Origin of the sequence: Flavobacterium bizetiae, assembly GCF_024271895.1 — a bacterium.
Classification (GTDB): Bacteria; Bacteroidota; Bacteroidia; order Flavobacteriales; family Flavobacteriaceae; genus Flavobacterium; species Flavobacterium bizetiae.
The window spans coordinates 1433825-1459001 of the sequence record NZ_CP091861.1; the positions used below are offsets into that span (position 1 = coordinate 1433825).

The following is a 25177-nucleotide window of genomic DNA, read 5'->3' on the forward strand; positions in this document are numbered from 1 at the left end:
AAAATATAATCTGAATTGCGAGCTCCAAAGATACGATTCATAATGAATTATTCCTTTCTTAAAGTTTTAAATGCGAGTTTCCACTTCAAAATGCCTCTAAAACCCTTAATTCTTAAGGTGTTAAAATTATTTTTTAAAAAACTTGGAAACTTTTTTGGTGTTTAGAGTTTCCTGTCTATATTTGCACTTTTAATTGGAAACTCAGAACACTGTAAAAGTTTCCATTGGAAATTTGAATGATTTATAAATTCACTAAAATCAAATATTTATGAAAACAACATGGACCTTAGATTCTAGCCAATCAGATGTTTTAATCAAAATGAGACATTCGATAATTGCTTATATGGGAGGAACGACTAATAAATTTGATGGTTATGTGAACATCGAAGACAATGAAATTGAAGATGCATCGGTTGAGTTTTCTTTAGATATCAATAACAAAAAAGATAGTTTTCAACAAATCGATACTTATTTACAACTTCAGGATCTTTTTGATGTAAATGAGCACCCTATTATTAGTTTCAAATCGACTTCTTTTCAAAAAGTAAACAATAACATCAATTTCTTCAAAGGAGATTTAACGATAAAAGATGTAACCAGAGTAGTAGAACTTGATGCTGAGTTTATTGGCGTTAACAATTACAATGGCGAGAAAAAAGTAGCTTTTGAAATTAAAGGAGATATCAAACGTCAGGATTTTGGTTTAGATTATAATTCGTTCAATCATAACGGAGGTTTAGCTTTAGGAAAAGATATTAAACTAATTGCAAATTTAGAGTTTAGTATATAAATCTTACACAATGAATAAGTTAATGTAAAATTATTACAAATATCATGGAAACTATTTTTCTGATTTTAGTTTCCTGAGTATATTTGTAATATAATTTGAAAATTAAAATGAAAGAGAAAATTATATCAAAAGCGACCGAGTTATTTTTAAAACTGGGTTTTAAGAGTGTTACGATGGATGATATAGCAGGTGAAATGTGTATTTCGAAAAAAACGATCTACAAATATTTCTGTAATAAAGAAGTCCTGATCGAAGAAAGTACCTCTACAGTTCACCAGCAAGTTCATGACGTTATTGATACTATTGTAGTGAAAAATTATAACGCCATTCATGAAAATTTTGAAATTAGAGAAATGTTTCGCGATATGTTTAAAAACGCAACCGATACATCACCTCTTTATCAGTTAAAAAAACATTATCCTGAAATCTATCAAAATATAATGACGCATGAAATCGATCAGTGCAATCATTATTTCAGAGATAATATCTTAAAAGGAATCCGTGAAGGTCTTTACAGACCGGACTTAAATATAGATTTATATGTAAAATTTTATTACACCTTAATTTTTCATATAAACGCCACAACAGTCTCAGAAAGAGAAGCACAAAAAATAGAATTAGAAGCATTGGAATACCATACAAGAGCTATGGCAACCGAAAAAGGAATACTGGAATTAGAAAAACAACTTAAAAAAATTACTATTTAATCATCAATCTATGAAACGAATAATTCTTATATTTTTGTGTTCAATTGGCTTGTCTGCCAACGCACAAGTCAAAACACTAACCCTGAAAGATGCTCTTGTTTATGCGCTTGAAAATAAAGCCGATGCAAAAAAAGCAAGATTACAGGTTGAAAATAGTGAGTACAAAATTCAGGAAGTGCGATCAAGAGCGTTGCCTCAAATTTCTGCAAACGGAAACTTAACACACAATCCGATCATTCAGACAACTGTTATTGATGGAGCAGGATTTGGTCAGCCAGGAACTACAATTCAGGCAGCATTTGGTCAAAAATGGACTTCAAACGCAGGAGTTTCATTAACTCAGACGATATTTGATCAATCTGTTTTTACAGGATTAAGAGCAGCGAGATCTACTCGTGAGTTTTATCAAATAAACGATCAGCTGACAGAAGAGCAAGTAATTGAAAGAGTAGCTAATAACTACTATTCAGTTTATGTACAAAAAGAAAGATTAGTTTTATTAGACAGTAATTACGTAAACACAACAAAAGTTCGTGACATCGTAAAAGGACAATTTGATAACGGTTTAGCTAAAAAAATTGACTTAGATCGTATCATAGTTAAAATGTCGAACATAGATACAGAACGTCAGCAAATTAAAAATCAAATTACTTTACAGGAAAATGCATTGAAGTTTTATATGGGTATGCCTATCGAAACTATAATTGATATGCCAAAAGAAGAGTTTGAAGTTGTTCCTGCTGCATTAACAGAAGTACCAAATGTTGAAAACAGAACAGAATATTTGCTTTTGAAAAAACAAGAAGAGCTTTTAGTGTACAATAAAAAAGCTGTTGAAGCAGGATATTATCCAACACTTTCTTTAACTGCCGGTTATAATTATATTGGTCAGGGGCCACAAATGCCTTGGTTTGCAAAACCTTCAGATGGTGTGTATTGGTCAGATTACTCAGCAATTGGATTAAACCTGCACGTGCCAATTTTTACAGGATTCGGAACTCGTGCTAAAGTAAGACAAGCCGATGTAGAAATCAGATCGCTTCAGGAAGATATGAAAGATACCAAACTTTCACTTGATTTAGATTACAGAAATGCAATGGCTGATATTGATAATAATCTTGTAACGATTAAGAATCAAAAAGAAAACATGCAATTGGCTACTGAAATCTTAAGCAACACAAAAAACAATTACCTTCAGGGATTAGCATCATTAACAGATTTGTTAGATGCTGAAAATGCACAACTTGAAGCTCAAAATAACTTTACCAGAGCAGTATTGAATTACAAAATTGCCGAAGTAGCACTAATCAAATCAAAAGGCGAACTTAAAACTCTTATTAAATAACTAAACAAAATGAAGAAAACTATTATAACAATCGTAATCATAATCGCAGCGCTGGGTGTGATTGGATATGTCTTAAATAATAATAAGAAAGAGAATAAAGAAAAAACAGATATCGTAGCAGAAAAAAATGCTGCAGTTTCAGTAAAAGTAGCTCCTGTAAAAACAGAAGAAGTTTCATTAGATTTCGTAGCAAACGGAAACTTTCAACCCATTCAGCAGTTAACATTCTCTGCTGAGAAATCAGGAAAAGTAATTAGTGTTTTAGCTAAAGAAGGAGATTACGTAAAAGTAGGTCAGACTTTATTAACAATGAGAGGTGATGTAATTAATGTAAGCGCTCAACAAGCTCAGGCTGTTTATCAAAATGCAAAATCTGATTATAGCAGATACGAAAATGCTTTTAAAACTGGCGGAGTTACAAAACAACAATTAGATCAGGCAAAATTAGCTTTAACAAATGCTGAGTCTAATTTAAAACAAGCAAACATTAATGTTGGAGATACTAAAGTAAAAGCTCCAATTAATGGTTTTATCAATAAAAAATACATTGAGCCGGGATCTATCTTAACAGGTATGCCTGCAACTGCTTTGTTTGATATCGTAAACGTTTCTAAATTAAAATTAGTGGTTACAGTAAACGAAAATCAGGTTGCTAGTTTAAAAGTAGGAAACCAAATTAATGTAACAGCAAGTGTTTATCCTGATAAAACGTTCTCAGGGAAAATTACTTTTATTGCTGCAAAAGCAGATGAGTCTTTAAACTTCCCGGTTGAAATTGAAATTACAAATAATGTAAATAACGACCTAAAAGCGGGTATGTACGGAACTGCAAACTTTGCATCAAACCAACAAAAACAACACCTTATGGTTGTACCAAGAAATGCTTTCGTAGGAAGTGTGAGCAGTAACGAGATTTTTGTAGTTGAAAATGGTGTTGCAAAATTAAGAAAAGTAACTGCTGGAAGAATTTTAGGAGATCAGGTTGAAATCATCAAAGGATTATCTGACGGAGAAACTGTAGTAATTACAGGTCAAATTAACTTACAAGACGGTAATACTGTAGAAATTATTAAATAATTGTAGGCTATAAGCCGTAAGCTATAGGCTTTAAGCGTTTCTCAAAAGCCTAAAGCCTATAGCGTAAAGCTTAAAGCATAAAAAAACATATATGAAATTAGCCGAAATATCCATAAAACGTCCATCGTTAGTAATTGTATTGTTTACGATTCTAACCCTTGGTGGATTGTTTAGCTACAGCCAGTTAGGCTATGAGCTGATCCCAAAATTTGAACAAAACGTTATTACTATTTCTACTGTTTATCCGGGAGCTTCTCCAAGTGAGGTAGAAAATACCGTAACCAAGAAAATAGAGGATGCGATTGCGTCTTTAGAGAATGTCAAGAAAATTGACTCCAAATCATACGAAAGTTTATCTATCGTTTCGATTACTTTAACATCAAATGCAAAAGTCGATTTCTCTTTAAATGATGCACAGCGTAAAATAAACGCGATCATTAGTGATTTACCGGATGATGTAAAAACGCCGGCACTAACCAAGTTCTCGCTGAGTGATTTACCAATCATGACACTGGGTGCCAACGGAAAAATGGATGAAGCAGCATTTTATGACTTAATTGACAAAAAAATTGCGCCTATTTTATCTCGTGTACAAGGTGTTGCTCAGGTAAATATCATTGGTGGTTCAGAACGTGAAATTCAGGTAAACCTTGATGCGTTAAAAATGCAGGGTTACGGATTATCTGTTCCTCAGGTACAACAAACTATTTTGACTTCGAACTTAGATTTCCCAACAGGAAATATCCAGACTCGTGATCAAAAAATATTAATTCGTTTAGCGGGTAAATATAAAAGTGTTGAGGAATTAAGAAACTTAGTAGTTTCTTCTCAAAACGGAATTCAGGTTCGTTTAAGTGATATTGCCGATGTTCAGGATACTCAAAAAATTGCTGAAAAAATATCACGTGTAGATCAAAAAAGTGCTATCGTTTTACAAATCGTAAAACAATCTGATGCGAATGCGGTGGCGGTAAGTGAGCAGTTATTAAAAACAATTGCTATTCTTGAAAAAGATTACAAAGAAAATCAGTTAAAACTAGAAGTTGCAAAAGACAGTACCGTTTTTACGCTTGAAGCGGCAGACTCTGTAGTACACGATTTATTAATTGCGGTAGTTCTGGTAGCATTTGTAATGTTGTTCTTCCTGCACAGTATTAGAAACTCGTTGATCGTAATGGTTTCTATTCCGGCATCATTAATTGCAACCTTTATTGGTATATATTTAATGGGATACACCTTAAACTTAATGAGTTTATTAGGATTATCTCTTGTGGTAGGTATTCTGGTCGATGATGCGATTGTGGTATTAGAAAATATCTACAGGCACATGGAGATGGGTAAAAGCCGAATTCGTGCATCATACGATGGTACGGCCGAAATTGGGGGAACGGTAACTTCGATCACATTAGTAATTGTGGTAGTATTTTTACCAATCGCGATGAGTTCAGGATTGGTTTCTAATATCATTACACAATTTTGTGTTACCGTAATTATATCAACTTTACTATCACTTTTAGCTTCGTTTACTATTATTCCTTGGTTATCATCTCGTTATGGTAAATTAGAGCATATTGAAGGAAAGAATTTATTTGGAAGAATTATTCTTGGTTTCGAAAGTTATTTAACACGTTTCACTAACTGGGTTTCTGAATTATTAACTTGGTGTTTAGATCATTATTATAAAACTCTTGCTGTTGTATTAATATTATTCTTCGGATCTACAATAGGATTAATGGGAGGTGGATTCATTGGAGGAGAGTTTTTCGCATCATCTGATAGTGGGGAATTCTTAGTTCAGATCGAAATGCCAAAAGATGCTTCGTTAGAACAAACGAACTTCATGACTCAAAAAGCCGAAGCTTATTTAAAAGCGCAAGAATATGTTCATAGCCAGATTACAACGGTAGGACAAACCTCAGAAGGTTTTGGAGCATCGCAGGCTACAGCTTACAAAGCAGAGATCGACGTAAAAATGATCGAACAAAAAGATCGTAAAGATGACGCGAATGTTTATGCTGCAAAAATTAAACGTAAGCTTGAAAAAGTATTAGTTGGAGCAAAAGTAAAAACAGTTCCTGTAGGTATCTTAGGTACTGCTGAAGATGCTACATTAGGATTAATTGTAACAGGTCCTTCTACAGAAAGTGCAATGGCATTTGCTAAATTAGCTGAAGCTGAATTACGTACAATTCCCGGAACAACAGAGATTAAATTAACTGTTGAAGACGGAAATCCTGAGATCAACGTAAAAGTAGATCGTGATAAAATGGCTGCTTTAGGATTAACACTTCAAACAGTTGGTTTAACCATGCAAACTGCTTTTAGTGGTAATACAGATGGTAAATACAGAGCTGGTGAATACGAATACGATATCAACATCAGATATAATGCATTCGACAGAAAAAGTATTACCGACGTAAGTAATTTGATATTTATTAATGCAGCAGGACAACAAATTAAGTTATCGCAATTTGCTGATATTACAGAAGGTTCAGGACCTAGCCAGTTAGAGCGTAGAGATAAATCTGCTTCTGTAACTGTAAAAGGACAAAACGTTGGGGTTCCTTCAGGAACAATCGTAACACAATGGCAGGCAAAATTAGACAAACTTAAAAAACCAGCCGGAGTAAACTATATCTGGGGTGGTGACCAGGAGAACCAATCTGAAGGATTTGGTACTTTAGGAATCGCTTTATTGGCTGCAATTATTTTGGTTTACTTAGTAATGGTGAGTTTGTACGACAGTTTCGTTCACCCGTTTGTGGTATTGTTTGCTATCCCGCTTTCGTTTATCGGGGCGATGTTAGCCTTAGCATTAACAAACAACTCGTTAAATATCTTTACGATTTTAGGTATCATCATGTTGATTGGTCTGGTGTGTAAGAATGCGATCATGCTTGTCGATTATACCAACCAAAGAAGAGCAGCTGGAGAATCAATCAGAACGGCATTAATTCAGGCGAATCACGCTCGTTTACGTCCGATCCTGATGACAACAATTGCGATGGTATTTGGTATGTTCCCAATTGCATTAGCATCTGGAGCAGGAGCTGAATGGAAAAACGGATTGGCATGGGTAATTATCGGAGGATTAATTTCTTCTTTATTCTTAACCCTGATCGTAGTTCCGGTTATTTATAATATCATGGAGAAAATAATTCATAAGTTCTCTAAAGGAGAAAAAATCGATTACGAAGCTGAAATGGTCGCTGATTATACGCCAACAGAAGTTAGTGAAGACGGTTTTAATCCTAAACATACCCATTAATTGATTTAATTTTAGACTGAAAAATCCCAAATTCCGAAAGGAGTTTGGGATTTTTTTTATGCATTAAATTCAAAAGTTTAAAATTGGAATTTGGAATTTTTTTATTTGGAATTTAAAGTTTAAGGTACAAATAATGATTATAATAATCGATAATCGCTTTGCCTTCCAATAGAACATCAGCACCAATAATACCGTGAACCGGTTTTGCTTTATAAGCCTCTAAAGCCTCATTTACATGCGAAAGATCAAAAATCACAAGGTTGAAATCTTTGTTTTTCCAGCTTCCTAATTGCAAGTGGTTGTTTGATGAAATTTGCGTTTTCATGCCAGTTCCTCCAGCGCCTGAAGCTTTGGTTTTCGATTTTTTGGCATTGAGTTCAAAACGTTCGATGCTTTCAAAACCCACACAAGAATTCGATGCTCCGGTATCTAAAATGAAATTTCCTGAAACACCATTAATCTTTGCTTTTATTAAAAGGTGTTGTGTCTTGATAACCTTAAATTTTATTTTCTTGTATTTCTCTTTTTTGAGAACTTCGTGAAGATTTTCCATTTTTGATAATGATTGAAAACCAAAAATAAACCAATTACAATCAATAAACTAATGATGTAATAGATATAATTTGTTGATTTTTCTTCAGCCGAAACAGAACCGTAATACACAAATGAGCTCCAGTAATAAGGAGATTTCTTCGCATTCGGGATTGATTTGTCTTGTAAAAAAGCAAGTTTTGCATTCGTATTGGCTTCAAAATACGGAATATCATTTTTGATGTTTTTATAAAAATCAGTCATAAAAACCGATGTGGTATAATCGTTGACCTTCCATAAAGAAAACAATAAATTTTGTGCTCCGGCAAACTGAAAACCTCTCGCCACACTCATCGCACCTTCGGCTTTGTAAAGTTTGCCAATTCCGGTTTCGCAGGCACTTAAAACCACTAAATCCGGATTAATATTTAAGTTATATAATTCTGAATATAAGATTTCCTGATCATAGAATTTAATGCTTGCCGGAGTTTCGATATCGCCGGAAGAAGCGTGTGTACTTAAATGTAAAATCGAGTATAGGTTGGCATTATTTTTAAAGTTAGAAAAACTTGCCTCAGAATTTTCTAAATATTTTCCTTTAAAATTACTTTTGATAGATTCTAATTCTTTCTTCGAATAACTCAATTCAAAAGCAGTTTTTTCGAAAATCGGGAAAACTCCCAAAACTGTTTTTTTTAAGTTTGAAATGGGGTTAGAATTGAAATACATAGTTGCAGAAGTATTATAAGCAATCTTGAAATCATTCAATAAATAATGCATTTTGGCAAAATTTGTTGTTGATGATTCTTGCGTAATCAAAGCTTCAAAAGGCAGGAAATTCAAAATTCCGTCAGGAACAATTATTAGATTTTGATAAACATAATTTGTAGGTAATTTTAATAAATCGTAAGCTGTTTTTCCAGAGTGATTATAACCCGAAATGTCATTCGTAATTGAATTTGAATCATTGAAGTAATTTATAAAATGTATAATATTATAGATCTTTCCGTCACCAACTTGAAGTCTATTTAATGAAATTCGATTATTTTGCAAAGTAAAACAATATTGATTCTCAAATCCCATAAAATAATAAACCATTATTGCTTTGTCATTTTCTAATTTCGAAAACAAGGCTTTTAAATCGCATTTTTCAGGAATATAGTTGGGGTTTTCTGATTGAACTTTTTTCAACGAAAGCATCATTTCGTTTTGTTTTTTTATAAACTTATTTATTGCTGAAATATTAGCCAAATTACCTTTCTGCTGTTCTTTTAAAATAGCATTATTTAAGTTTTGAAGTTGGTGTAAAAACTGTTTTTCTTCTGCAGAAGCATTCTTAATATTCGAACGATAACGTTGCAATATTCCAGCTTTTGTTTTTTCAGAAATTTTAAAAGCTTCTTCTAAATATTTGATTTTACCTTCTTTTTGATACAATCGATCATAAATAGAAATACACTTTTCTGTGCGATCACGTGATCGCAATTGTGCAATAATTTTAGCGTTTTCGTAAATCAAAGAATTCATCAATAAATTTTCGATGTAAAATGAAAGTTCAAAAGCCTGAAGTGCTTTTGTAAGTTGTTTTAATTCTAAAATTTCAGCCTGCAGATCGAGCGCGTCAATCAAAACCGTTTCTGCATATAATTGGTTTTGATCTGGAAGTATATTTTTGGAATTGTAATTAGGAATTAAAATTCTAAAAATTGCCTGAATTTGTTTTTCGCTTTCAACATATTTTCTTTCTTCAAAAAGTAATAAAGCCTTTTCGTGATAAAGTTTAGCTAGTTTTCTTGGTTGTTGACTGGGAGTTTGTAAAAAGAGTTTTTCTGCTTTTTCTAAATAAGAACTGGCAATCTCAAATCGTTGCCATTGTCTGTTTAATGACGCAAGATTTCTATAAGAATTCGATAAAGTTTCTGATTGATTTTTTTCGTTTTGTAAATATGTTATTGAAGATTGAAATGCGTTTTCAGCTTTCCGATGATTTTCAGGTCTCATCAAATTCCCGGTAGAATTCAGCAAATAACTATTCCCCAAATTATTCAATAAAATTCCTTTTTGCGAATTGGATAGTTTTTCTGTTTTTAGAGTATTTTCTAATAATTCGATTGCCAACGAAATTTTACCGGAACTCTGATACACATTCGATAAATTCAGGATCGCAGCAAACTTTTGTTTCTGAGCGTCGGGATAATTTTTAGCAGTATTTACAATAAAAAAGTATTGCTTTATCGTATTTTCGGCGCTGTCATAATCGCCCAAAACCGTATATAAATTGCCTAAAGGTTTCAGGCAATATTCTATAATATCATAACTGCTCAGTTTGTTTTTCTGATAAATTTGCCAAGCTTTTTCGTAGCTCGAAATCGCTTTTTCGGTTTGGCCGAATTGGTTTTCATAATAGGCTTTATTGCAATTTAAAACTACAATTGCCAGTAGTTCATCTTTGGTTTTTGGTTTTAAATTTTTCCAAAAAGCCGATTCAATCTGGTTTAAATTTTCTATGGCTTTCGCCGAAGGATTTGCTACAAAAACGTCAACTGCATTATATATTTTATCTTCCTGACTCTGCGCTGACAGATTCAGACTAAAAAAAAGAAAGATTAAACCATATAAGTTATATAAGTTCATATTATATTGGTACGCATAATTTTAAAGTTAAGGCATAAAGTGCATATTACAATTATGTTGATATGCTTTTGTCCGTCTGAGCGAAGTCGAAGACCTTTTCTATAAGTCTTCGACTTCGCTCAGGGTGATATTTGTATTTAATACAACAAAGTAAATAATATGAACTTTTATAACTTATATGGTGAAAAAAAATCAAAACTTCCAGATTCCGTAAAATTGAAAGTAGTTGAAATTCTGTTCAAAATTCATCACATATCTTGCGCCCAAACTTGGTCCGATTCTCGCGAAACCTAATGTCAAATCGAATAAAAGACCTGTTTTTAAATTGGCAAACGAATTTTTCTCCGAACTCGATTCGGTTCTGGTATCCATTAAAAACTGATCAGTTCCGCCTTCGAAGCTTTCAATTTTTTTGTTTATCGTTTGTTCTGATGAAACATCAAAATTGGCCTGAACTCCCGCGCCAACGCCAATATAATTATTAATGTTATATCTTATCAAAACCGGAATTTCCCAGTTGACGCTTTTGTTTTCTGTAGTGGTGGTTGTGCGTTGAAATTGTTTTACACCATTTGGGTTTACCACATTTTGATCGACTACTGTTGCAGCATCTTCGTATTTGTTGATCGCGTTTAACCATTCGGCCTGCCAGTAAAAACGATACGATTTAAAAGGCGAAATGGTCGCACCCACAAAATAACTGGTCGATTTTTCGAGATCAGGATACACATTATAACCCGCTTTTGCACCAATCGAAATTCCGGGCAAGAATCGCGTAGTGGCATAATTGGTAATTATAGGTTCGTTTTTATCAAAGATAATTGCCGTTCTGCTTCGGGTTTTTACTTTATGAAAATCTTCGGCAAATTTCATAGAGTATTTTACAAAGCCTTTTGTACTGTCTTTTTCGTGCACATTTTTTTGCTCGCTTCCTGGCAAATAAATGTTTTTGAATGTAAAGAAAATTTGATTTTTTTTGATAATCGTATCGAGACAACTCACGGTAGGAACTTCATCTTTTGGACAAATCGGACATTTTGGGTACATGTCTTCGACCTTAAATGTTTTTTTGTCGAACATATCCGGAACATCAGTTTCCAGCCTGATCATTCGTGCAGGACCTTCGCCATTGTTCTGGAAACGTGTTTTAAAATTTACCCGTTTAAAACGGACCAATCTGTAATTCATAAAACTTCCGTTAGATCCCATTTTGTTAGGATCGTGAGAAGTTACGATTTCCATTTCGAGGTTTTTTATTTTGTGGTTTTTATAACTTCGGTTGGGTACAAAAATACCTCGCATGGTAACGGTTGCGCTGGTATCTTTGATCATTTCGGGAGTGGTTTTAAACGTATAAAATACATTGTGCGTTTCACCCGGATTAGCATCATCAAATTCTAAAACCGAAACGTTATGATAGGTTTTATTGGCTTCTAATAAAGAGGCATCAAGATCTTCTTCGGTAGTGGTGTTTCTGTATTTTTTGATTTTGAAATTATTTTCGGCGGAAGCCAAATATCGATCAGAATCCTCAAGATCGTTTACCGAAGCAACGGTTTTTTCTTTTACTTCACGTTCGTTCGCATAAGTCCTGAAATCAACCAATTCGAAATTATTACTCTTAAATTGTTTCTCATTATAAAACAAATAAAGCTTTCCGCTTGCTACATAATTCTCAAGATTTTGATAACCTACTACGACTACCATTTCCTGATCCGGAATGGGATCGCAATTTTTGAGGATTGCAAATCCGTTTTGGTCTGCGATTGAGGCAATGTCTTTATAATTGGTGTCGGTAATATCGTTTACGGCAACTTTTTTAGGTCGTGTTGCAGGAGGTTTTCCGTTGTCGTAATTGTTGGTTACGGCAAGTCTTGTGGTATACATTCCTTTGTTTTTATAGACGTGTTTGGGTTCGGCTTCTTTGCTGTAATGTCCGTCGCCCAATTCCCATAAATACGAATAACTTGGTTTTGGTGCGCCGGCAATAGGTATTAGTGGCGGCGTTTCGGGTTTGTAGGTAACGGCATTTCCGTTTTGTATAAAAACAATATTGGCTCTACGGGTTATGGTGTCTTTTACTTTGGTTTGTCCTATTGAGAGAATAGAAAATAGAATAAAGAAAATAGACGATAGTGGTTTCATAACTTGAGGTTTTTTAGCCCTGATAGTAGTGGAAATCCTTTTTCTGGCTTCTTTAGCCAGGAAAAGATTGCAACGAATAGCAGGATTAGCTTCTAAAAATGATCAGAATTGAATTTGAAAACTGGATTAAATGTAAAAAAAAGTGATGAGCAAATCACCACTTTTTCTTAAAAGTATTTTGTAAGTTACTGAATAGCATTGATTGCGGCTACAAGTTGGGCTTCGGTACCCACCGTTGTTTCGGCCAAAGTAAAGGTGTAAACATCGTTTGCAGCAACGGTTACCGCTTTGATCGCATAACGCCATTGACCATTAGATTCTGTTGCAAAAATCACGTGACATTTTAAACCAATCGGGATTTGTCCGTAATGTTCGCTAAACAATCCTGCTGGGATATAAGTATCTAGTTTTGCCAATGCGTTGTTGCCTTCGCCATCGTATGATAAATAAACTGCACTATTGTTATTGTCGTAACCTGTAGGAGCAGCCACAAGAAGAGTAGTTTTAGGTCTTGGATCGCTATAGAAACGGTCTACGTTTGTCCAGCCAAAGTTGCCAAAAGTTACGTAATAATTAGTTCCTTCGCCTTGTACACCACCTTTTCCGCCGCCAGTTCCGTCGGCATTTGGTTTGTTTTCTTTCCAGGCAAGTTCGCCTTTTTCATCAATTATACCATTCCATAAAGTCATGGCATTGTCAAGTCCGTCAGTTAAAGCAGTTGGTACGATTAAATTCATGCTGCAGGAAGTTTTAAGTTCAACACCGCCTTGTGTGGCTTTTATGAAAAATTCTCCTCCCGAAATCAGTAGATTTTTCTTTCCGTCAGCTGTAATACCCATTGTAGGTTTGTTGGTGATTAGCATAGTTCCTTTGTCAAAAAGTTCGATGTATTCGATGTCTACAGCTCCGGTTACGGCAACTCCGTTTTTAGTCAAACAATCTCCGTTGATGTTTAATTTTACTCCCTTTGCAGAGGTTATGGTCACAAGACCCGTTCCGGCTGTAATGGTAAATTTTTGTGTATTTTTCTTAACTCCTTGTTCGCTAATGCTCTTAAAAGCGGCAGCGGTTGGTGGTAAAACAAGATTTTCACTGTTGTTGTCATCGCCGTTGTCGCAACTTACTAAAGTGATTATCAATAAAAATAAAACTCCTAATTTTTTAAAATTTGTGTTCATGATTTCTAGTTTTTATAAATCTGTTCTGATTGTTTCAGTTGGTTCACAGATTTTGGTTGTTAATTATATTGTTATATCAATTTGGGTTTGATATTGTTACCCCTGGTTTCGAAAAACATTTCTTAAACTTGTATTCTGATGTTATATCAATTGGCTTATAAAATTGTTACCCCTGTTTTTATTATTTTTTAATTTTCTTTTGAAAGGCATTTGTCTTCGAATAAATTTCCGTCTTCGTCTATGGCAACGAGAATGTTTTTTTTCCGCGAAAGCGTAATAATCAAATAAATCCAGACAATTGACCAAAGCCCGAATGTGATGCAGGTAAGAAACAAATGAAGAGAATGGTTGATTGCTTTTTTTTCTTTGGATAAAACCACATAAGGAAGTTTGTCATTATGTTCTGTGATTACAAAGCCATTTCGGGTTTTGGCCGAAATCATTTGGTTAAACTGTTCTATGTTTTTTTCGTTTACAAATTGATAGGTTTCCATTTCGTTTATTTTTTTGCCGCGAATTGCACGAATGAGCACGAATTTTTAAATTAAATAATCTGTGAGAATCCGTTTGATCCGTTTAATCTGTGGGCTATTCTTTACACTTTATATTGAACTTGATTGTCCAGAGACTCTTTTACTACGATATATCAATCAGATATGTTAATTGTTACCCTATAATGTGAAATTTATTTACAATTGTTTTTTAAATTAGCTACAAAAAGTTTTTTTTATGGGAAAAGGTAAAATTCATCCTGATCAAATGTATATTGAGGGACTTGCGGCAAATGATTCGGCTATTATTGCGACGATTTATAAAAAGTTTGTTCCCAAAGTAGTAATGTTTATTATGAACAATTCCGGAGATAAAGAACATGCTCAGGATGTGGTGCAGGAAATCATGATTTTACTTTTTAATCAGGCTAAAGCCAATACACTTCAGCTCACTTGCCCTTTTGATGCCTACTTTTTTTTATTGTGTAAAAGAAAATGGCTTAACGAACTCAAAAAAACATCGAACAAAGGGGTAACAATTAACGAAGATGTTTTATCTATGAATGAATCTGCAAGAGAGCTAATTGGTCAAACTGAAGAATTTGACGAAAAACAACAGCTTTTTGATACGATGTTTCTAAAATTAGGAGATAAATGTCAGGAGTTATTAAAACTGAGTTTTACCACTAAAACAATGGAAGAAGTTGCCGAGAAACTTAACGTTACTTACGGTTACGTGCGTAAAAAGAAATCGTTATGTGTTGGCCAATTGACGCAGTGGATTCAGGAAGCCAAAAATTTTAAATCGTTAAAAAATAATTAGTCATGAACGAAGAACGCTATATATTATTCGATCAATATCTTCAGGGAGAAATGACTGTTGAAGAAAAAGATAATTTTGAAAAACAATTGTCTGAAGATCACGAATTGTCTTCGGAGTTTGAAACTTTCAAAGAAGTACAGTTGCGCCTGAAAACTAAATTTGAATTTGAAGATGAAAGAGAAGCGTTTAAGGCAAACTTAACGGAGATTTCAGACAAACATTTTAATACCAATAAACCTAAAGTTGTCCTGATGCGACCTTGGTATTATGCCGCCGCCGCATCTGTTATTATTTTATTCGGACTATTCTTTTTTGATTATAATAATCCTTCTTTTGCTGATTATGATAATCCGGAAACAGCTTCGTTTGTAGAAAGAGGCGATACCAATCAAGCATTGATAGGAGCGCAAACGGCTTTTAACGATGGAAAATATGCAGCAGCAATTCCGCTTTTTGAGGAGATTTTAAAAGAAAATAAAACACCTGAAATTCAATATTTTTATGGAGTTGCTTTACTCGAAGAAAGTAAATACCCAAAAGCCGAAAGTGTTTTTAATGAATTAAAATCAGGAACATCTGCTTATAAAGATAAAGCTACATGGAGTCTGGCCTTATCTAAACTGAAACAAAAAAAATACACAGAGTGTAAAGAAATCCTTGAAACCATTTCGCAGGATTACGAAAATTATGACGATGTAGAGAAACTTCTCGATGAGCTGAATTAGAATTAGAAGTTTATAAAATAGGTAAACCTTTGTCAAAACTAAAATCTTCGACAAAGGTTTTTGCTTTTCAATAAAGAAAAAAATCCGTTTTAAATCCGTGTTTTTACGAAGTAAATTCGTTTCATCAGTGTCCCAATAAGTTCAACTTCTTCAAGTTAGATATAATTTAAAAAAAAGCTTTTACGTGATCCCGTAATCCAATGTGGATTTTTAGTTCTACATTCGGTTTCTTTTATTAAAAAATTTCCAAAAACAAAACAAACCAAAACCTACATGAAAAAAACTACCCTCTTTTTTCTCTTAGTTCTTTCACAAATTACCTTTGGCCAGTCCAAAATTACAGAAACTGAAAAACTTATTGCAACCTGCAAAGTTTGGGGATTCTTAAAATATTACCATCCAAAAGTAGCCAACGGCGAAGTAAAATGGGACAATCAACTTCTTGAAGTTTTACCCAAAATAGAAAAAGCACAAAGCAAAGAAGAATTCTCGCTAGTTCTGGAAAACTGGATTGATGATCTTGGTCCGGTAAGAGAAATTGCTCCAATCATTGTACCTAAAAATGTAGAATATTTTGATAAAAACTTTGATTTAAGCTGGTTTAATAATAAGTTATTTTCGAAAAAGCTTTCTAAGAAATTAAAATTTATAGAAAACAACAGATTTCAAACCGAGGAAGAAATTGGTCCGGGATACAATCCTCTTAAAAACGGAGATTATTTTAATCTAAAATACGACAATAAAAATTCAAAAATAGTATGGACGTTTGCATACTGGAATCTAGTAGAATATTTTTTCCCTTATAAATATCTAATGGATCAAAAATGGGATGTTACTTTAGAAAAAATGCTTCCGTTAGTTCTTGAAACTAAAAATGAAGATGATTTTTATACAGTAGCCAGAAAAATGACAGCTAAGCTTGATGACACTCATGTTGAATTTGCCATATATAAGAATAATCATTTTGAGGAAAACAGAAGATATTTTCCTGCTACGGGTAAAATCATTGACAACAAATTGGTAGTTACCGAAATTTTAGGAGATAGTCTGGCTCAGGCCGATAATATAAAAGTAGGCGATGCAATTACGAAAATAAATGACAAAACAATAGAAGCGCTTGTTGCAGAATACAGGGATTTATTTTCTGCTTCTAATGAACCTGCTCTTTTAAACAAAGTTGTTAGAAAAATTCTAAACGGATATTCAGACAATGTGAATGTTGAATTTTTGAAAGATGGCAAATACACAACAAAAGCAATGACATGGTTTAACTACCATGATTCTCACAGAAATGAATTTAAAAAAGGAGCAAAGAAAAAGAAAAAAGAAAAATTTAAACTTCTGGAAAATAATATTGGCTATGTCGATATGGGTGTAATAAAAGAGGCACATATTCCGGATATGATTGAAGCCTTAAAATCTACCAAAGCTATTGTTTTTGATATGAGAAATTATCCAAACGGCACTTATGAGCAGATTGCTAAATTCTTGAACGCCCATGAAGAAACTTTTGCAATTTATACCTATCCGGATTTTAGTTATCCGGGAAGATTTAAATGGACAGAAGGAACAAAATGTGGTTCTGAAAACAAGGATCATTACAAAGGAAAAATAATAATGTTGCTTAATGAAGAATCGATGAGCCAGGCAGAATGGACAGCTATGTGTTTTCAAACTGCTGGTAACACGACAATTATAGGAAGTCAGACCGCAGGAGCAGATGGAAATGTAATAGAATTAGATTTTAAACCATTTCACACCCGATATTCCGGAATTGGAGTGTATTATCCTAATAAGCGCGAAACCCAAAGAATCGGAATCGTTCCTAATATTGAAGTAAAACCAACCATAAAAGGTATTCAGGAAGGAAGAGACGAAGTTTTAGAAAGAGCAATTTTGTTTATCGAAGGTGGAGTTTAGTTTTAAATTGCTCGATAGATTGATGCTGAATAAAGTCAGAAAATAACACAAGTAATTCCGTAAAGTTTTTGCGCATAGTAAACCCGACAGGTTTTTAAAACCTGTCGGGTTTCGTTGTGTAATGTATTGGTTGTTTATGATGCTATTTTATGCAATGAAAAAAAATCCGCGCCAATCCGCGTTTTTACGAAGTAAATCCGTGTCATCCGCGTGCCATAACATTCCAATTGGGAAAGTTTTTAATATTGTCGTAATTTTGAACCATTAAAAATTATACAATTGAATTCAACACCCATAATTACCGATACACATACCCATTTATATTCTGAAGAATTTGATCAGGATCGCGACGAGATGATGCAAAGAGCCATAAACGCCGGAGTAACACGTTTTTTTATTCCTGCAATTGATGCCGCTGCAACACAATCTATGTACGATTTAGAGCAAAATTATCCTGATTATGTATTCCTGATGATGGGTTTGCATCCCACTTACGTGAAAGATAATTACGAAGACGAGTTAAAGCATGTTGAAACCGAACTGGCAAAAAGAAAGTTCTATGCCGTTGGTGAAATCGGGATCGATTTGTATTGGGATAAAACACATTTAAAAGAACAACAAATCGCTTTTAAGAGACAAATTCATTTAGCCAAACAATACAAATTACCCATTGTAATTCATTGCCGTGAAGCTTTTGATGAGATTTTTGAAGTCCTGGAACAAGAGAAATCAGATGATTTATTCGGCATTTTTCATTGTTTTTCAGGAACACACGAACAAGCACTTCAGGCAATATCTTACAATATGAAGTTGGGAATTGGAGGAGTAGTGACTTTTAAAAACGGAAAAATCGATCAGTTTTTAAACGAAATCGATTTAAAACATATTGTTTTGGAGACAGATTCTCCCTATTTAGCACCAATTCCGTACCGCGGAAAACGCAATGAAAGTAGTTATTTAGTAAATGTTATTAGCAAGCTGGCCGATGTGTATGACGTTTCTGAAGAGACAATTGCAACTGTAACAACTCAGAATTCTAAGGACGTTTTTGGGATTTAATTTATACCTTACAATAGTTTAATTTTTTTTTTGTTCTTTTGCCCACTTAAAACCAATATAAATAATGCAGAGATTTGATGCCATTCGACCGTTTTATGATTCTGAAATAAATGAAGCCCTTCATGGTGTTGCTAATCATCCGATGATGAAAGCCATGATGAACTTTACTTTTCCGGAAGTAGAAGATCAGGTTTGGAAAGATCAATTAAAGAAAACACATTCTATTCGTGATTTTCAATGCAACTTTATTTATAATACAATTCAAAAAGTTTTAGAGAAAAGTTCTGAAGGATTAACAACTTCAGGATTCGAAAAACTGGAAAAAAACGAATCATACTTATTTATCTCCAATCACAGAGATATTCTTTTAGATACAACCTTATTAAACGTTTGCCTTTTCGAACATGGTTTAGTCATGACAGCATCGGCAATTGGAGACAATTTGGTTAAAAAAGCATTTTTAAACACCTTAGCAAAACTTAACAGAAACTTTTTAGTTTTAAGAGGTTTAACGCCAAGAGAAATGCTGCAAAGTTCTAAGTTATTGGCTGAATATATCGGACATTTATTGCTTCGCGAAAACCGTTCGGTTTGGATTGCTCAAAGAGAAGGACGTACCAAAGACGGAAATGATGAAACCAATCCGGGGGTTTTAAAAATGATCGGAATGGGTTCTGACGAAGCCAACCTAATGGATTATTTTAAGAAATTAAAGATTGTTCCGGTTTCTATTTCATACGAATACGATCCTACAGATGTTCTGAAAATGCCACAATTAATGGCAGAGGCAAATAACGAAGTTTACATCAAAGAAAAAAACGAAGATTTCATGACCATCTTGAGTGGTATCATGGGAACTAAAAAAAGAATACACATTTCTGTTGGAGATGTTCTTGATAAAGAAATTGATCAAATTGTGGCAGAAAATGACAATGCCAACAAACAAATTCAGGCTTTGGCACAAACTATTGATGATGTAGTTTTAAAAAATTACCAATTATGGCCAACCAATTTTATTGCTTACGATATTTTAAACGAAACAGATAAATTTGCTCACAAATACAAAGAGAGCGAAAAATCACTTTTTGAGCGTCGTTTAGAAATGCGTATCGGAAGCGATAATCCCGTTACCAGACAAGGGTTTTTATCCATGTATGCCAATCCTGTAGTTAATAAATTAAAATACCAGGATGTCATCTAAAGCTAAAATATTGCTAATTTATACCGGAGGAACCATCGGTATGAGCAAAGATTTTGAAACAGGCGCGCTCAAAGCGTTTAACTTTGGTAAATTATTGCAAAAAATTCCCGAAATCAAACAATTAGATTGTGAGATTGAAACGGTTTCATTTGAAGAACCTATAGATTCATCAAACATGAATCCCGGCGAATGGACAAAAATTGCTGAAATCATAGAAGAAAATTACATTGCCTACGACGGTTTTGTAGTGCTTCATGGTTCTGATACCATGTCTTATTCGGCTTCTGCATTGAGTTTTATGTTAGAGAATTTGGCAAAACCGGTAGTATTTACGGGATCGCAATTGCCAATTGGAGATCTTCGTACCGATGCTAAAGAAAACCTGATTACGGCCATTCAGATCGCATCGCTTCAGGAAAACGGAAAACCGGTTATCAACGAAGTTTGTTTGTACTTTGAATATAAATTATACCGCGGAAACCGAACTTCAAAAGTAAATGCCGAACACTTTAAAGCCTTTACAGCACCCAATTATCCTGAATTGGTAGAATCTGGCGTTCACTTAAAATTAAACCGACATTTATTTCTTCCCATACAAGAAAATGCGAATCTGATTGTACACAAAAACTTAGACAATCACGTTGCCATCATAAAAATGTTCCCGGGAATGAGCGAAGTTGTTTTGTCTTCGATTCTGGCGATTAAAGATCTTAAAGGAATTGTTCTGGAAACTTACGGTTCCGGAAATGCCCCAACCGAAGATTGGTTTTTGAATCTAATTCAGAAAGCCATTCAGTCTGGTTTGCACATCGTTAATGTAACACAATGTTCAGGCGGAAGCGTAAATATGGGACAATACGAAACCAGTACGGCCTTAAAATCTCTTGGCGTAATCTCAGGAAAAGATATTACTACAGAAGCCGCCATTACAAAACTAATGTATTTGTTAGGCCACAATATTCCTCAAGCCGAATTTAAAAACGTTTTTGAAACCGCATTGCGTGGGGAAATTTCGTTATAAAATTTCACCATATTTTTTTCACCATTTAAGTGATATAAGTTCATTTTAGTAAAGTAAAACGACTTGTTTTGTCATCCTGACGAAGGAAGGATCACACCAGGAGCTCGACAAAGATTGGCGAATTTCTGTACGGAGTTTTTTGTGTGATCCTTCCTTCGTCAGGATGACAAGTTTGCGTACAAATTAGAATTTATTAATTTTTATACGGAACTTGACAAGTCTCTAAATCATCTTCATCAGAAGTATGTCTTTTATAATACACATAAACAATTACCGAAAGAATACAAATAATTCCCTGAATCGCAACCGTATTTCGGGTTCCTATAATGTGCGAAACGTAACCTATAATTAAACTTCCCACAGGAATCATTCCCTGATAAGCCATCAAATAATAACTGATACTTCTCGAACGCATATTTACAGAACTTTGCGTCTGAATATAAATGTTTATAGATGAGGTTTGTGCCATCATACCCACACCACTCAATGCCATGCAAATAAGCGCAACAGTTAAACTGTTTGAATACGCTAGTATAATGATGCTAAAACCTAATAATAAGCTCGCAGCGATCATTATTTTGCCCATATTATCTGCTTTTTTAAGATTAGCCAGATAAATAGCCGATAAAATAGATCCAATTCCGGCCGCACTTTCGAACCAACTGAAAGTTTGAGCATTTCCGCTAAAAATATCTTTGGCAAAAACTGGCATTAAAGTATTAAAAGAAATCACGAACAAACTGCTACACATTAACATCAAAAGCATTTTGGCCATTTCGGTTTCTTTTCTAACATAATCCAGTCCTTCAATAAAATCATCATACATTTTAAGTTTATCGGTAGCTTTAATATGCGGCGTTATTTTCATCATCAATAAAGAAATCAAAACCGGAATATAGCTTAAGAAATTCCCAATAAAACAAATGTCTTCGCCATAATTGTGCAAAATAATTCCGGCTAAAGCAGGTCCGGCAATTCGGGCAAAATTGTTCAAAGTAGAGTTTAGTGCAACTGCATTTGGCAAATCCTCTTTATTATCTACAATATCGATCATCATGGTTTGTCGGCAAGTCATATCAAACGAGTTGATGATTCCCTGAATTAAACTCAAAGCCAGAATAAAGTTGATGTTGTATATTTTTAAGTAAATCATTAAAGCTAAAGCTCCCGCTTGCAGCATTGCCATAGATTGCAACAAAATCATGGCACGATGTTTATCATAACGCCCAATAATACTTCCGGCCAAAGGTGCCAGGAATAAAGACGGAATCATACTTAAAAAAGTGGCTAATCCTAATAAAAAAACCGAACCCGTAACGCTGTAAACCATCCAACTTACGGCTGTTTTTTGAAGCCAGGTGCCAATTACTGAAACCGATTGTCCGTAAAAGAATAACTTGAAGTTTTTTGATTTTAACGCTTTAAACATGATGCCTGATATTTTTTTTACAAAGTTCGCGATTATGATTTCATTAGAAAAATTAATAATTTTACTGATAATAAGTAGTAAAACTTATCGATATGGAGATTTATCAATTAGAGTATTTTATTAAAACGGCTGAGGTATTGCATTTTACAAAAGCTGCCGAATTGTGTTTTGTTACACAATCCGGATTGTCCCAACAAATAAAAAAGTTAGAAGAAGAACTCGGAATGCCTTTGTTTATAAGAATTGGAAAGAAAGTACAACTTACCGAAGCAGGTTCTGTATTCCTGATTCATGCCAAACAAGTCATCGAAAATGTACAAAGCGGTAAACAGGCGATTGATGATTTGAACCAAATGATTGGCGGCGAATTACGAATTGGCGTTACTTATATTTTTGGTTTATTAGTTCTGCCCGTTGTTAATGCATTTGCAAAAAGATATCAGAATTTAAAAATCATAGTAGATTATGGTACAACAGAAGCACTAGAACAAAAGTTGATTAATAATGAATTAGATTTAGTACTCGTAATTTCATCGCATGAGATTGGTCCCCCAATTCAAAAAGTGCCTTTGTTTACTTCAAATATGGTAATGGCGGTTGCTAAAACACATCCTTTGGCTTCTTTAGAAAAAATACCATTTAAGAAAATAGAACAAGTGCCGCTAATTCTTCCTGGAAAAGGATCGAACTCCAGAGAATATGTAGAAATATTGTTTGTAAAACATCACATGAAGCCGAAGATTTCAATAGAATTAAATTCGATTAATGCCTTATTGCAAATGGTAGAAAACAGCGACTGGGCAACTATAGTAGCCGAAAAAGCATTAAAAGGCTGGGAACATAGTCTTAAAGCGATTCAAATTACAGGAGTTGCAACTAAACGAGAATCTTTTATGCTCACGATTGGAAGTTACCAAAAGAAAGCTGTAAAATTATTTATGGAAGAATTTAGTAAGAGCATAAACGAATCTTAAAAATTAACGTTGCGTAACTCGATTTTTTTTGTGTTCTTTGCAGACCAATTTAGAGAGGTGTCCGAGTGGTTGAAGGAGCTAGCCTGGAAAGCTAGTATATGGGTAACTGTATCGAGGGTTCGAATCCCTTCCTCTCTGCAAAAGGCTTTTGTGATATTCACAAAAGCCTTTTTTTATTTACACCACCGGAATATAAATATCAAATTTAGCTCCCTGATTTACTTTTCCGGTTGCAGTGATAATTCCGTTATGGTTTTCTACAATCTTTTTTGCTATGGCAAGACCAATTCCGGTTCCTTTATAATCTGTTTTACTGTTTAGTTGCTGGAACATTTCGAAAACCCGGCTTTCAAACTGAGGATCAAATCCAATACCATTATCCGTTATAATAATATGGCAATAATCGGCCGATGATTTATTTTTCTTTGTTTTGGGTTTTGTATAAAGAGTTTCAATGGTAATATGAGGCGCTTTTTCTTCTGTTGAGAATTTCAAAGAATTACTTATCAGATTGCATATTAATTGATGAAATTGCGACGGAATTATAAAAGCGCTACAATTTCCGGATATTTCGATAATTGCTTTTTTTGCCGTTATTTCTTTCTTTAAATCTTCCAGAACTTCATCTATAATATCATTAAGACTGACATGTTCGAATTTCTTTTCGGTTACACTTGTTCGCGAATAAGTCAGTAAATCGTTTATAAGCGCTTGCATATGAGACGCAGAAACTTCGATACGATCAAAATAAAACTTTCCTTTCTCTGTCAGGTTTTGATGCTCATCCGTTGTAATTCTGTTCGAAAAAACCTGTATTTTTCGTAACGGTTCCTGTAAATGGTGGCTTGAAATATAAGTAAAAGCTTCAAGCTCATTGTTGGCGAGAATTAATTCGGCGGCACGTTTCTCTTTTTCATTGTTTTGAAAAGTCAGTTCTGCATTGGCAATAAGAAGTTCCGCTGCACGATTTTCTTTTTCCTTATTCTGATACGCCAGTTCCTTATTGGCAATCACAAGTTCGGCAGCACGTTTTTCTTTTTCTTTATTCTGAAAAGTCAGTTCTTTATTCGCAATGGCAAGTTCAGCAGCGCGATTTTCTTTTTCCTGGTTTTGATAGGCCAATTCCTTATTAGCGATTACAAGTTCTGCCGCACGTTTCTCTTTTTCTTTATTCTGAAAAGTCAGTTCTTTATTCGCAATAACAAGTTCAGCAGCGCGATTTTCTTTTTCCTGATTTTGATACGCCAGTTCTGCATTTGCTATGACCAATTCTGCTGCGCGTTTTTCTTTTTCTTTGTTTTGATAAGCAAGTTCAGTATTGGCAATAAGCAATTCAGCAGCACGTTTTTTGCGCTCTTCTATTTGTTGCGCAAGCCTTTTATTAACCCGCAACAATTCGTCATTGTGATTTATTTTATTCCTTTCGGGAAAAGTATTTTCATCATCTGGAATAATTTTTTTTTCACTCATGTTTTTGGCGCATTTACCCAAATGTAACCTAACTGAATTTAAAGTCTTTGATTTAAATATAATAACTGAATTTATAAGAGATAATTAACGTTATCACTCAGAATACGCGATTTTTAATTTAAGTTTTTTCTTATGTTTTTATTTGTGGTTAGATTAAAAAAGTCTATTAATAAAAAGTTCTCGCCTCTATTTTTCAAAATATTTAAAAAAAGGATGTAGCATTTTCATTTTACGTTCGTCTTGATTTAAAATGCTTCAATTATCTGTTTTACGCGAATGGCTAAAAAGTAAAAAAGATTTTAGAAGTAATCAATCATCAATCAAATATTTAAATCAATCACAATCATGAAAATCAAATTTTCTAAATCTCTGGGAATATTCGAATTAAA

General features: G+C 33.9%; 19 protein-coding genes and 1 tRNA gene. 13 read left to right on the forward strand and 7 right to left on the reverse strand.

Features of this window, described 5'->3' with window-relative positions:
- Positions 1 to 268 precede the first annotated feature (268 nt).
- From L0669_RS06420 to L0669_RS06440, 5 genes are all read left to right on the forward strand, one after another.
- Positions 269 to 790, forward strand: a complete 522-nt coding sequence (locus L0669_RS06420; protein ID WP_173969949.1) for a YceI family protein — start codon at positions 269 to 271, stop codon at positions 788 to 790.
- A 107-nt stretch (positions 791 to 897) separates the two neighbouring features.
- The gene (locus L0669_RS06425; protein ID WP_173969950.1) at positions 898 to 1497 is read left to right on the forward strand and encodes a TetR/AcrR family transcriptional regulator; all 600 of its coding nucleotides are present in this window, start codon (positions 898 to 900) and stop codon (positions 1495 to 1497) included.
- A gap of 10 nt (positions 1498 to 1507) precedes the next feature.
- Positions 1508 to 2842 (forward strand): TolC family protein, encoded by a 1335-nt coding sequence (locus tag L0669_RS06430; RefSeq protein ID WP_173969951.1) that lies wholly within the window; start codon positions 1508 to 1510, stop codon positions 2840 to 2842.
- Between the two features lie 9 nt (positions 2843 to 2851).
- Positions 2852 to 3919, forward strand: coding sequence for an efflux RND transporter periplasmic adaptor subunit (locus L0669_RS06435; RefSeq protein ID WP_173969952.1), 1068 nt, complete (start codon positions 2852 to 2854; stop codon positions 3917 to 3919).
- Positions 3920 to 4010: 91 nt separating this feature from the next.
- The gene (locus L0669_RS06440; RefSeq protein ID WP_263762162.1) at positions 4011 to 7187 is read left to right on the forward strand and encodes an efflux RND transporter permease subunit; all 3177 of its coding nucleotides are present in this window, start codon (positions 4011 to 4013) and stop codon (positions 7185 to 7187) included.
- A 112-nt stretch (positions 7188 to 7299) separates the two neighbouring features.
- On the opposite strand, the gene L0669_RS06445 is transcribed toward L0669_RS06440, so the two are convergent.
- The 5 genes from L0669_RS06445 to L0669_RS06465 form a co-directional block, all read right to left on the reverse strand.
- Positions 7300 to 7740: a retropepsin-like aspartic protease gene (locus L0669_RS06445; RefSeq protein WP_263762164.1), complete on the reverse strand. Its 441-nt coding sequence runs from the start codon at positions 7738 to 7740 to the stop codon at positions 7300 to 7302.
- The gene (locus L0669_RS06450; protein WP_263762166.1) at positions 7692 to 10352 is read right to left on the reverse strand and encodes a CHAT domain-containing protein; all 2661 of its coding nucleotides are present in this window, start codon (positions 10350 to 10352) and stop codon (positions 7692 to 7694) included. The genes L0669_RS06445 and L0669_RS06450 overlap by 49 nt, the downstream gene beginning before the upstream one ends.
- 192 nt (positions 10353 to 10544) lie before the next feature.
- Complete coding sequence (locus L0669_RS06455; RefSeq protein WP_263762168.1) at positions 10545 to 12497, reverse strand: PKD domain-containing protein; 1953 nt, start codon at positions 12495 to 12497, stop codon at positions 10545 to 10547.
- Positions 12498 to 12682: 185 nt separating this feature from the next.
- Positions 12683 to 13675, reverse strand: coding sequence for a hypothetical protein (locus L0669_RS06460; RefSeq protein ID WP_263762170.1), 993 nt, complete (start codon positions 13673 to 13675; stop codon positions 12683 to 12685).
- 188 nt (positions 13676 to 13863) lie between these two features.
- Positions 13864 to 14169, reverse strand: coding sequence for a hypothetical protein (locus L0669_RS06465; RefSeq protein ID WP_263762172.1), 306 nt, complete (start codon positions 14167 to 14169; stop codon positions 13864 to 13866).
- A gap of 235 nt (positions 14170 to 14404) precedes the next feature.
- Between L0669_RS06465 and L0669_RS06470 the strand changes: the two genes are divergently transcribed.
- The 6 genes from L0669_RS06470 (at position 14405) to L0669_RS06495 (ending at position 20915) form a co-directional block, all read left to right on the forward strand.
- Entirely contained in the window at positions 14405 to 14989 is a 585-nt protein-coding gene (locus L0669_RS06470; RefSeq protein ID WP_173969959.1) for an RNA polymerase sigma factor, read from the forward strand.
- Between the two features lie 2 nt (positions 14990 to 14991).
- The gene (locus L0669_RS06475) at positions 14992 to 15714 is read left to right on the forward strand and encodes a tetratricopeptide repeat protein (protein WP_263762174.1); all 723 of its coding nucleotides are present in this window, start codon (positions 14992 to 14994) and stop codon (positions 15712 to 15714) included.
- A 273-nt stretch (positions 15715 to 15987) separates the two neighbouring features.
- Positions 15988 to 17634: a S41 family peptidase gene (locus L0669_RS06480; protein ID WP_263762176.1), complete on the forward strand. Its 1647-nt coding sequence runs from the start codon at positions 15988 to 15990 to the stop codon at positions 17632 to 17634.
- Positions 17635 to 17913: 279 nt separating this feature from the next.
- A complete protein-coding gene (locus L0669_RS06485) occupies positions 17914 to 18693 on the forward strand; it encodes a TatD family hydrolase (RefSeq protein ID WP_263762178.1) in 780 nt (259 codons plus the stop codon).
- Between the two features lie 64 nt (positions 18694 to 18757).
- Positions 18758 to 19894, forward strand: a complete 1137-nt coding sequence (locus tag L0669_RS06490) for a 1-acyl-sn-glycerol-3-phosphate acyltransferase (protein WP_263762180.1) — start codon at positions 18758 to 18760, stop codon at positions 19892 to 19894.
- Positions 19884 to 20915 (forward strand): asparaginase, encoded by a 1032-nt coding sequence (locus L0669_RS06495; protein WP_263762182.1) that lies wholly within the window; start codon positions 19884 to 19886, stop codon positions 20913 to 20915. The genes L0669_RS06490 and L0669_RS06495 overlap by 11 nt, the downstream gene beginning before the upstream one ends.
- A gap of 193 nt (positions 20916 to 21108) precedes the next feature.
- On the opposite strand, the gene L0669_RS06500 is transcribed toward L0669_RS06495, so the two are convergent.
- Positions 21109 to 22344, reverse strand: coding sequence for an MFS transporter (locus tag L0669_RS06500; RefSeq protein WP_263762185.1), 1236 nt, complete (start codon positions 22342 to 22344; stop codon positions 21109 to 21111).
- Between the two features lie 92 nt (positions 22345 to 22436).
- On the opposite strand from L0669_RS06500, the gene L0669_RS06505 reads away from it, so the two are divergent.
- Complete coding sequence (locus L0669_RS06505; RefSeq protein WP_263762187.1) at positions 22437 to 23318, forward strand: LysR substrate-binding domain-containing protein; 882 nt, start codon at positions 22437 to 22439, stop codon at positions 23316 to 23318.
- A gap of 51 nt (positions 23319 to 23369) precedes the next feature.
- Positions 23370 to 23456 (forward strand) — tRNA-Ser (locus L0669_RS06510).
- A 39-nt stretch (positions 23457 to 23495) separates the two neighbouring features.
- Here the strand turns inward: L0669_RS06510 and L0669_RS06515 are convergent.
- Positions 23496 to 24788, reverse strand: a complete 1293-nt coding sequence (locus L0669_RS06515) for a sensor histidine kinase (RefSeq protein WP_263762189.1) — start codon at positions 24786 to 24788, stop codon at positions 23496 to 23498.
- Positions 24789 to 25177: the final 389 nt, after the last annotated feature.

Excerpts from the sequence above, each read along its gene's own strand:
- L0669_RS06480 (WP_263762176.1), top strand. The coding sequence starts at position 15,988 with ATGAAAAAAACTACCCTCTTTTTTCTCTTAGTTCTTTCACAAATTACC.
- L0669_RS06475 (WP_263762174.1), top strand. The coding sequence starts at position 14,992 with ATGAACGAAGAACGCTATATATTATTCGATCAATATCTTCAGGGAGAA.
- L0669_RS06440 (WP_263762162.1), top strand. The coding sequence starts at position 4,011 with ATGAAATTAGCCGAAATATCCATAAAACGTCCATCGTTAGTAATTGTA.
- L0669_RS06495 (WP_263762182.1), top strand. The coding sequence starts at position 19,884 with ATGTCATCTAAAGCTAAAATATTGCTAATTTATACCGGAGGAACCATC.
- L0669_RS06430 (WP_173969951.1), top strand. The coding sequence starts at position 1,508 with ATGAAACGAATAATTCTTATATTTTTGTGTTCAATTGGCTTGTCTGCC.
- L0669_RS06470 (WP_173969959.1), top strand. The coding sequence starts at position 14,405 with ATGGGAAAAGGTAAAATTCATCCTGATCAAATGTATATTGAGGGACTT.
- L0669_RS06450 (WP_263762166.1), bottom strand. The coding sequence starts at position 10,352 with ATGAACTTATATAACTTATATGGTTTAATCTTTCTTTTTTTTAGTCTG.
- L0669_RS06460 (WP_263762170.1), bottom strand. The coding sequence starts at position 13,675 with ATGAACACAAATTTTAAAAAATTAGGAGTTTTATTTTTATTGATAATC.
- L0669_RS06490 (WP_263762180.1), top strand. The coding sequence starts at position 18,758 with ATGCAGAGATTTGATGCCATTCGACCGTTTTATGATTCTGAAATAAAT.
- L0669_RS06445 (WP_263762164.1), bottom strand. The coding sequence starts at position 7,740 with ATGGAAAATCTTCACGAAGTTCTCAAAAAAGAGAAATACAAGAAAATA.
- L0669_RS06455 (WP_263762168.1), bottom strand. The coding sequence starts at position 12,497 with ATGAAACCACTATCGTCTATTTTCTTTATTCTATTTTCTATTCTCTCA.
- L0669_RS06465 (WP_263762172.1), bottom strand. The coding sequence starts at position 14,169 with ATGGAAACCTATCAATTTGTAAACGAAAAAAACATAGAACAGTTTAAC.
- L0669_RS06515 (WP_263762189.1), bottom strand. The coding sequence starts at position 24,788 with ATGAGTGAAAAAAAAATTATTCCAGATGATGAAAATACTTTTCCCGAA.
- L0669_RS06435 (WP_173969952.1), top strand. The coding sequence starts at position 2,852 with ATGAAGAAAACTATTATAACAATCGTAATCATAATCGCAGCGCTGGGT.
- L0669_RS06420 (WP_173969949.1), top strand. The coding sequence starts at position 269 with ATGAAAACAACATGGACCTTAGATTCTAGCCAATCAGATGTTTTAATC.
- L0669_RS06425 (WP_173969950.1), top strand. The coding sequence starts at position 898 with ATGAAAGAGAAAATTATATCAAAAGCGACCGAGTTATTTTTAAAACTG.
- L0669_RS06500 (WP_263762185.1), bottom strand. The coding sequence starts at position 22,344 with ATGTTTAAAGCGTTAAAATCAAAAAACTTCAAGTTATTCTTTTACGGA.
- L0669_RS06505 (WP_263762187.1), top strand. The coding sequence starts at position 22,437 with ATGGAGATTTATCAATTAGAGTATTTTATTAAAACGGCTGAGGTATTG.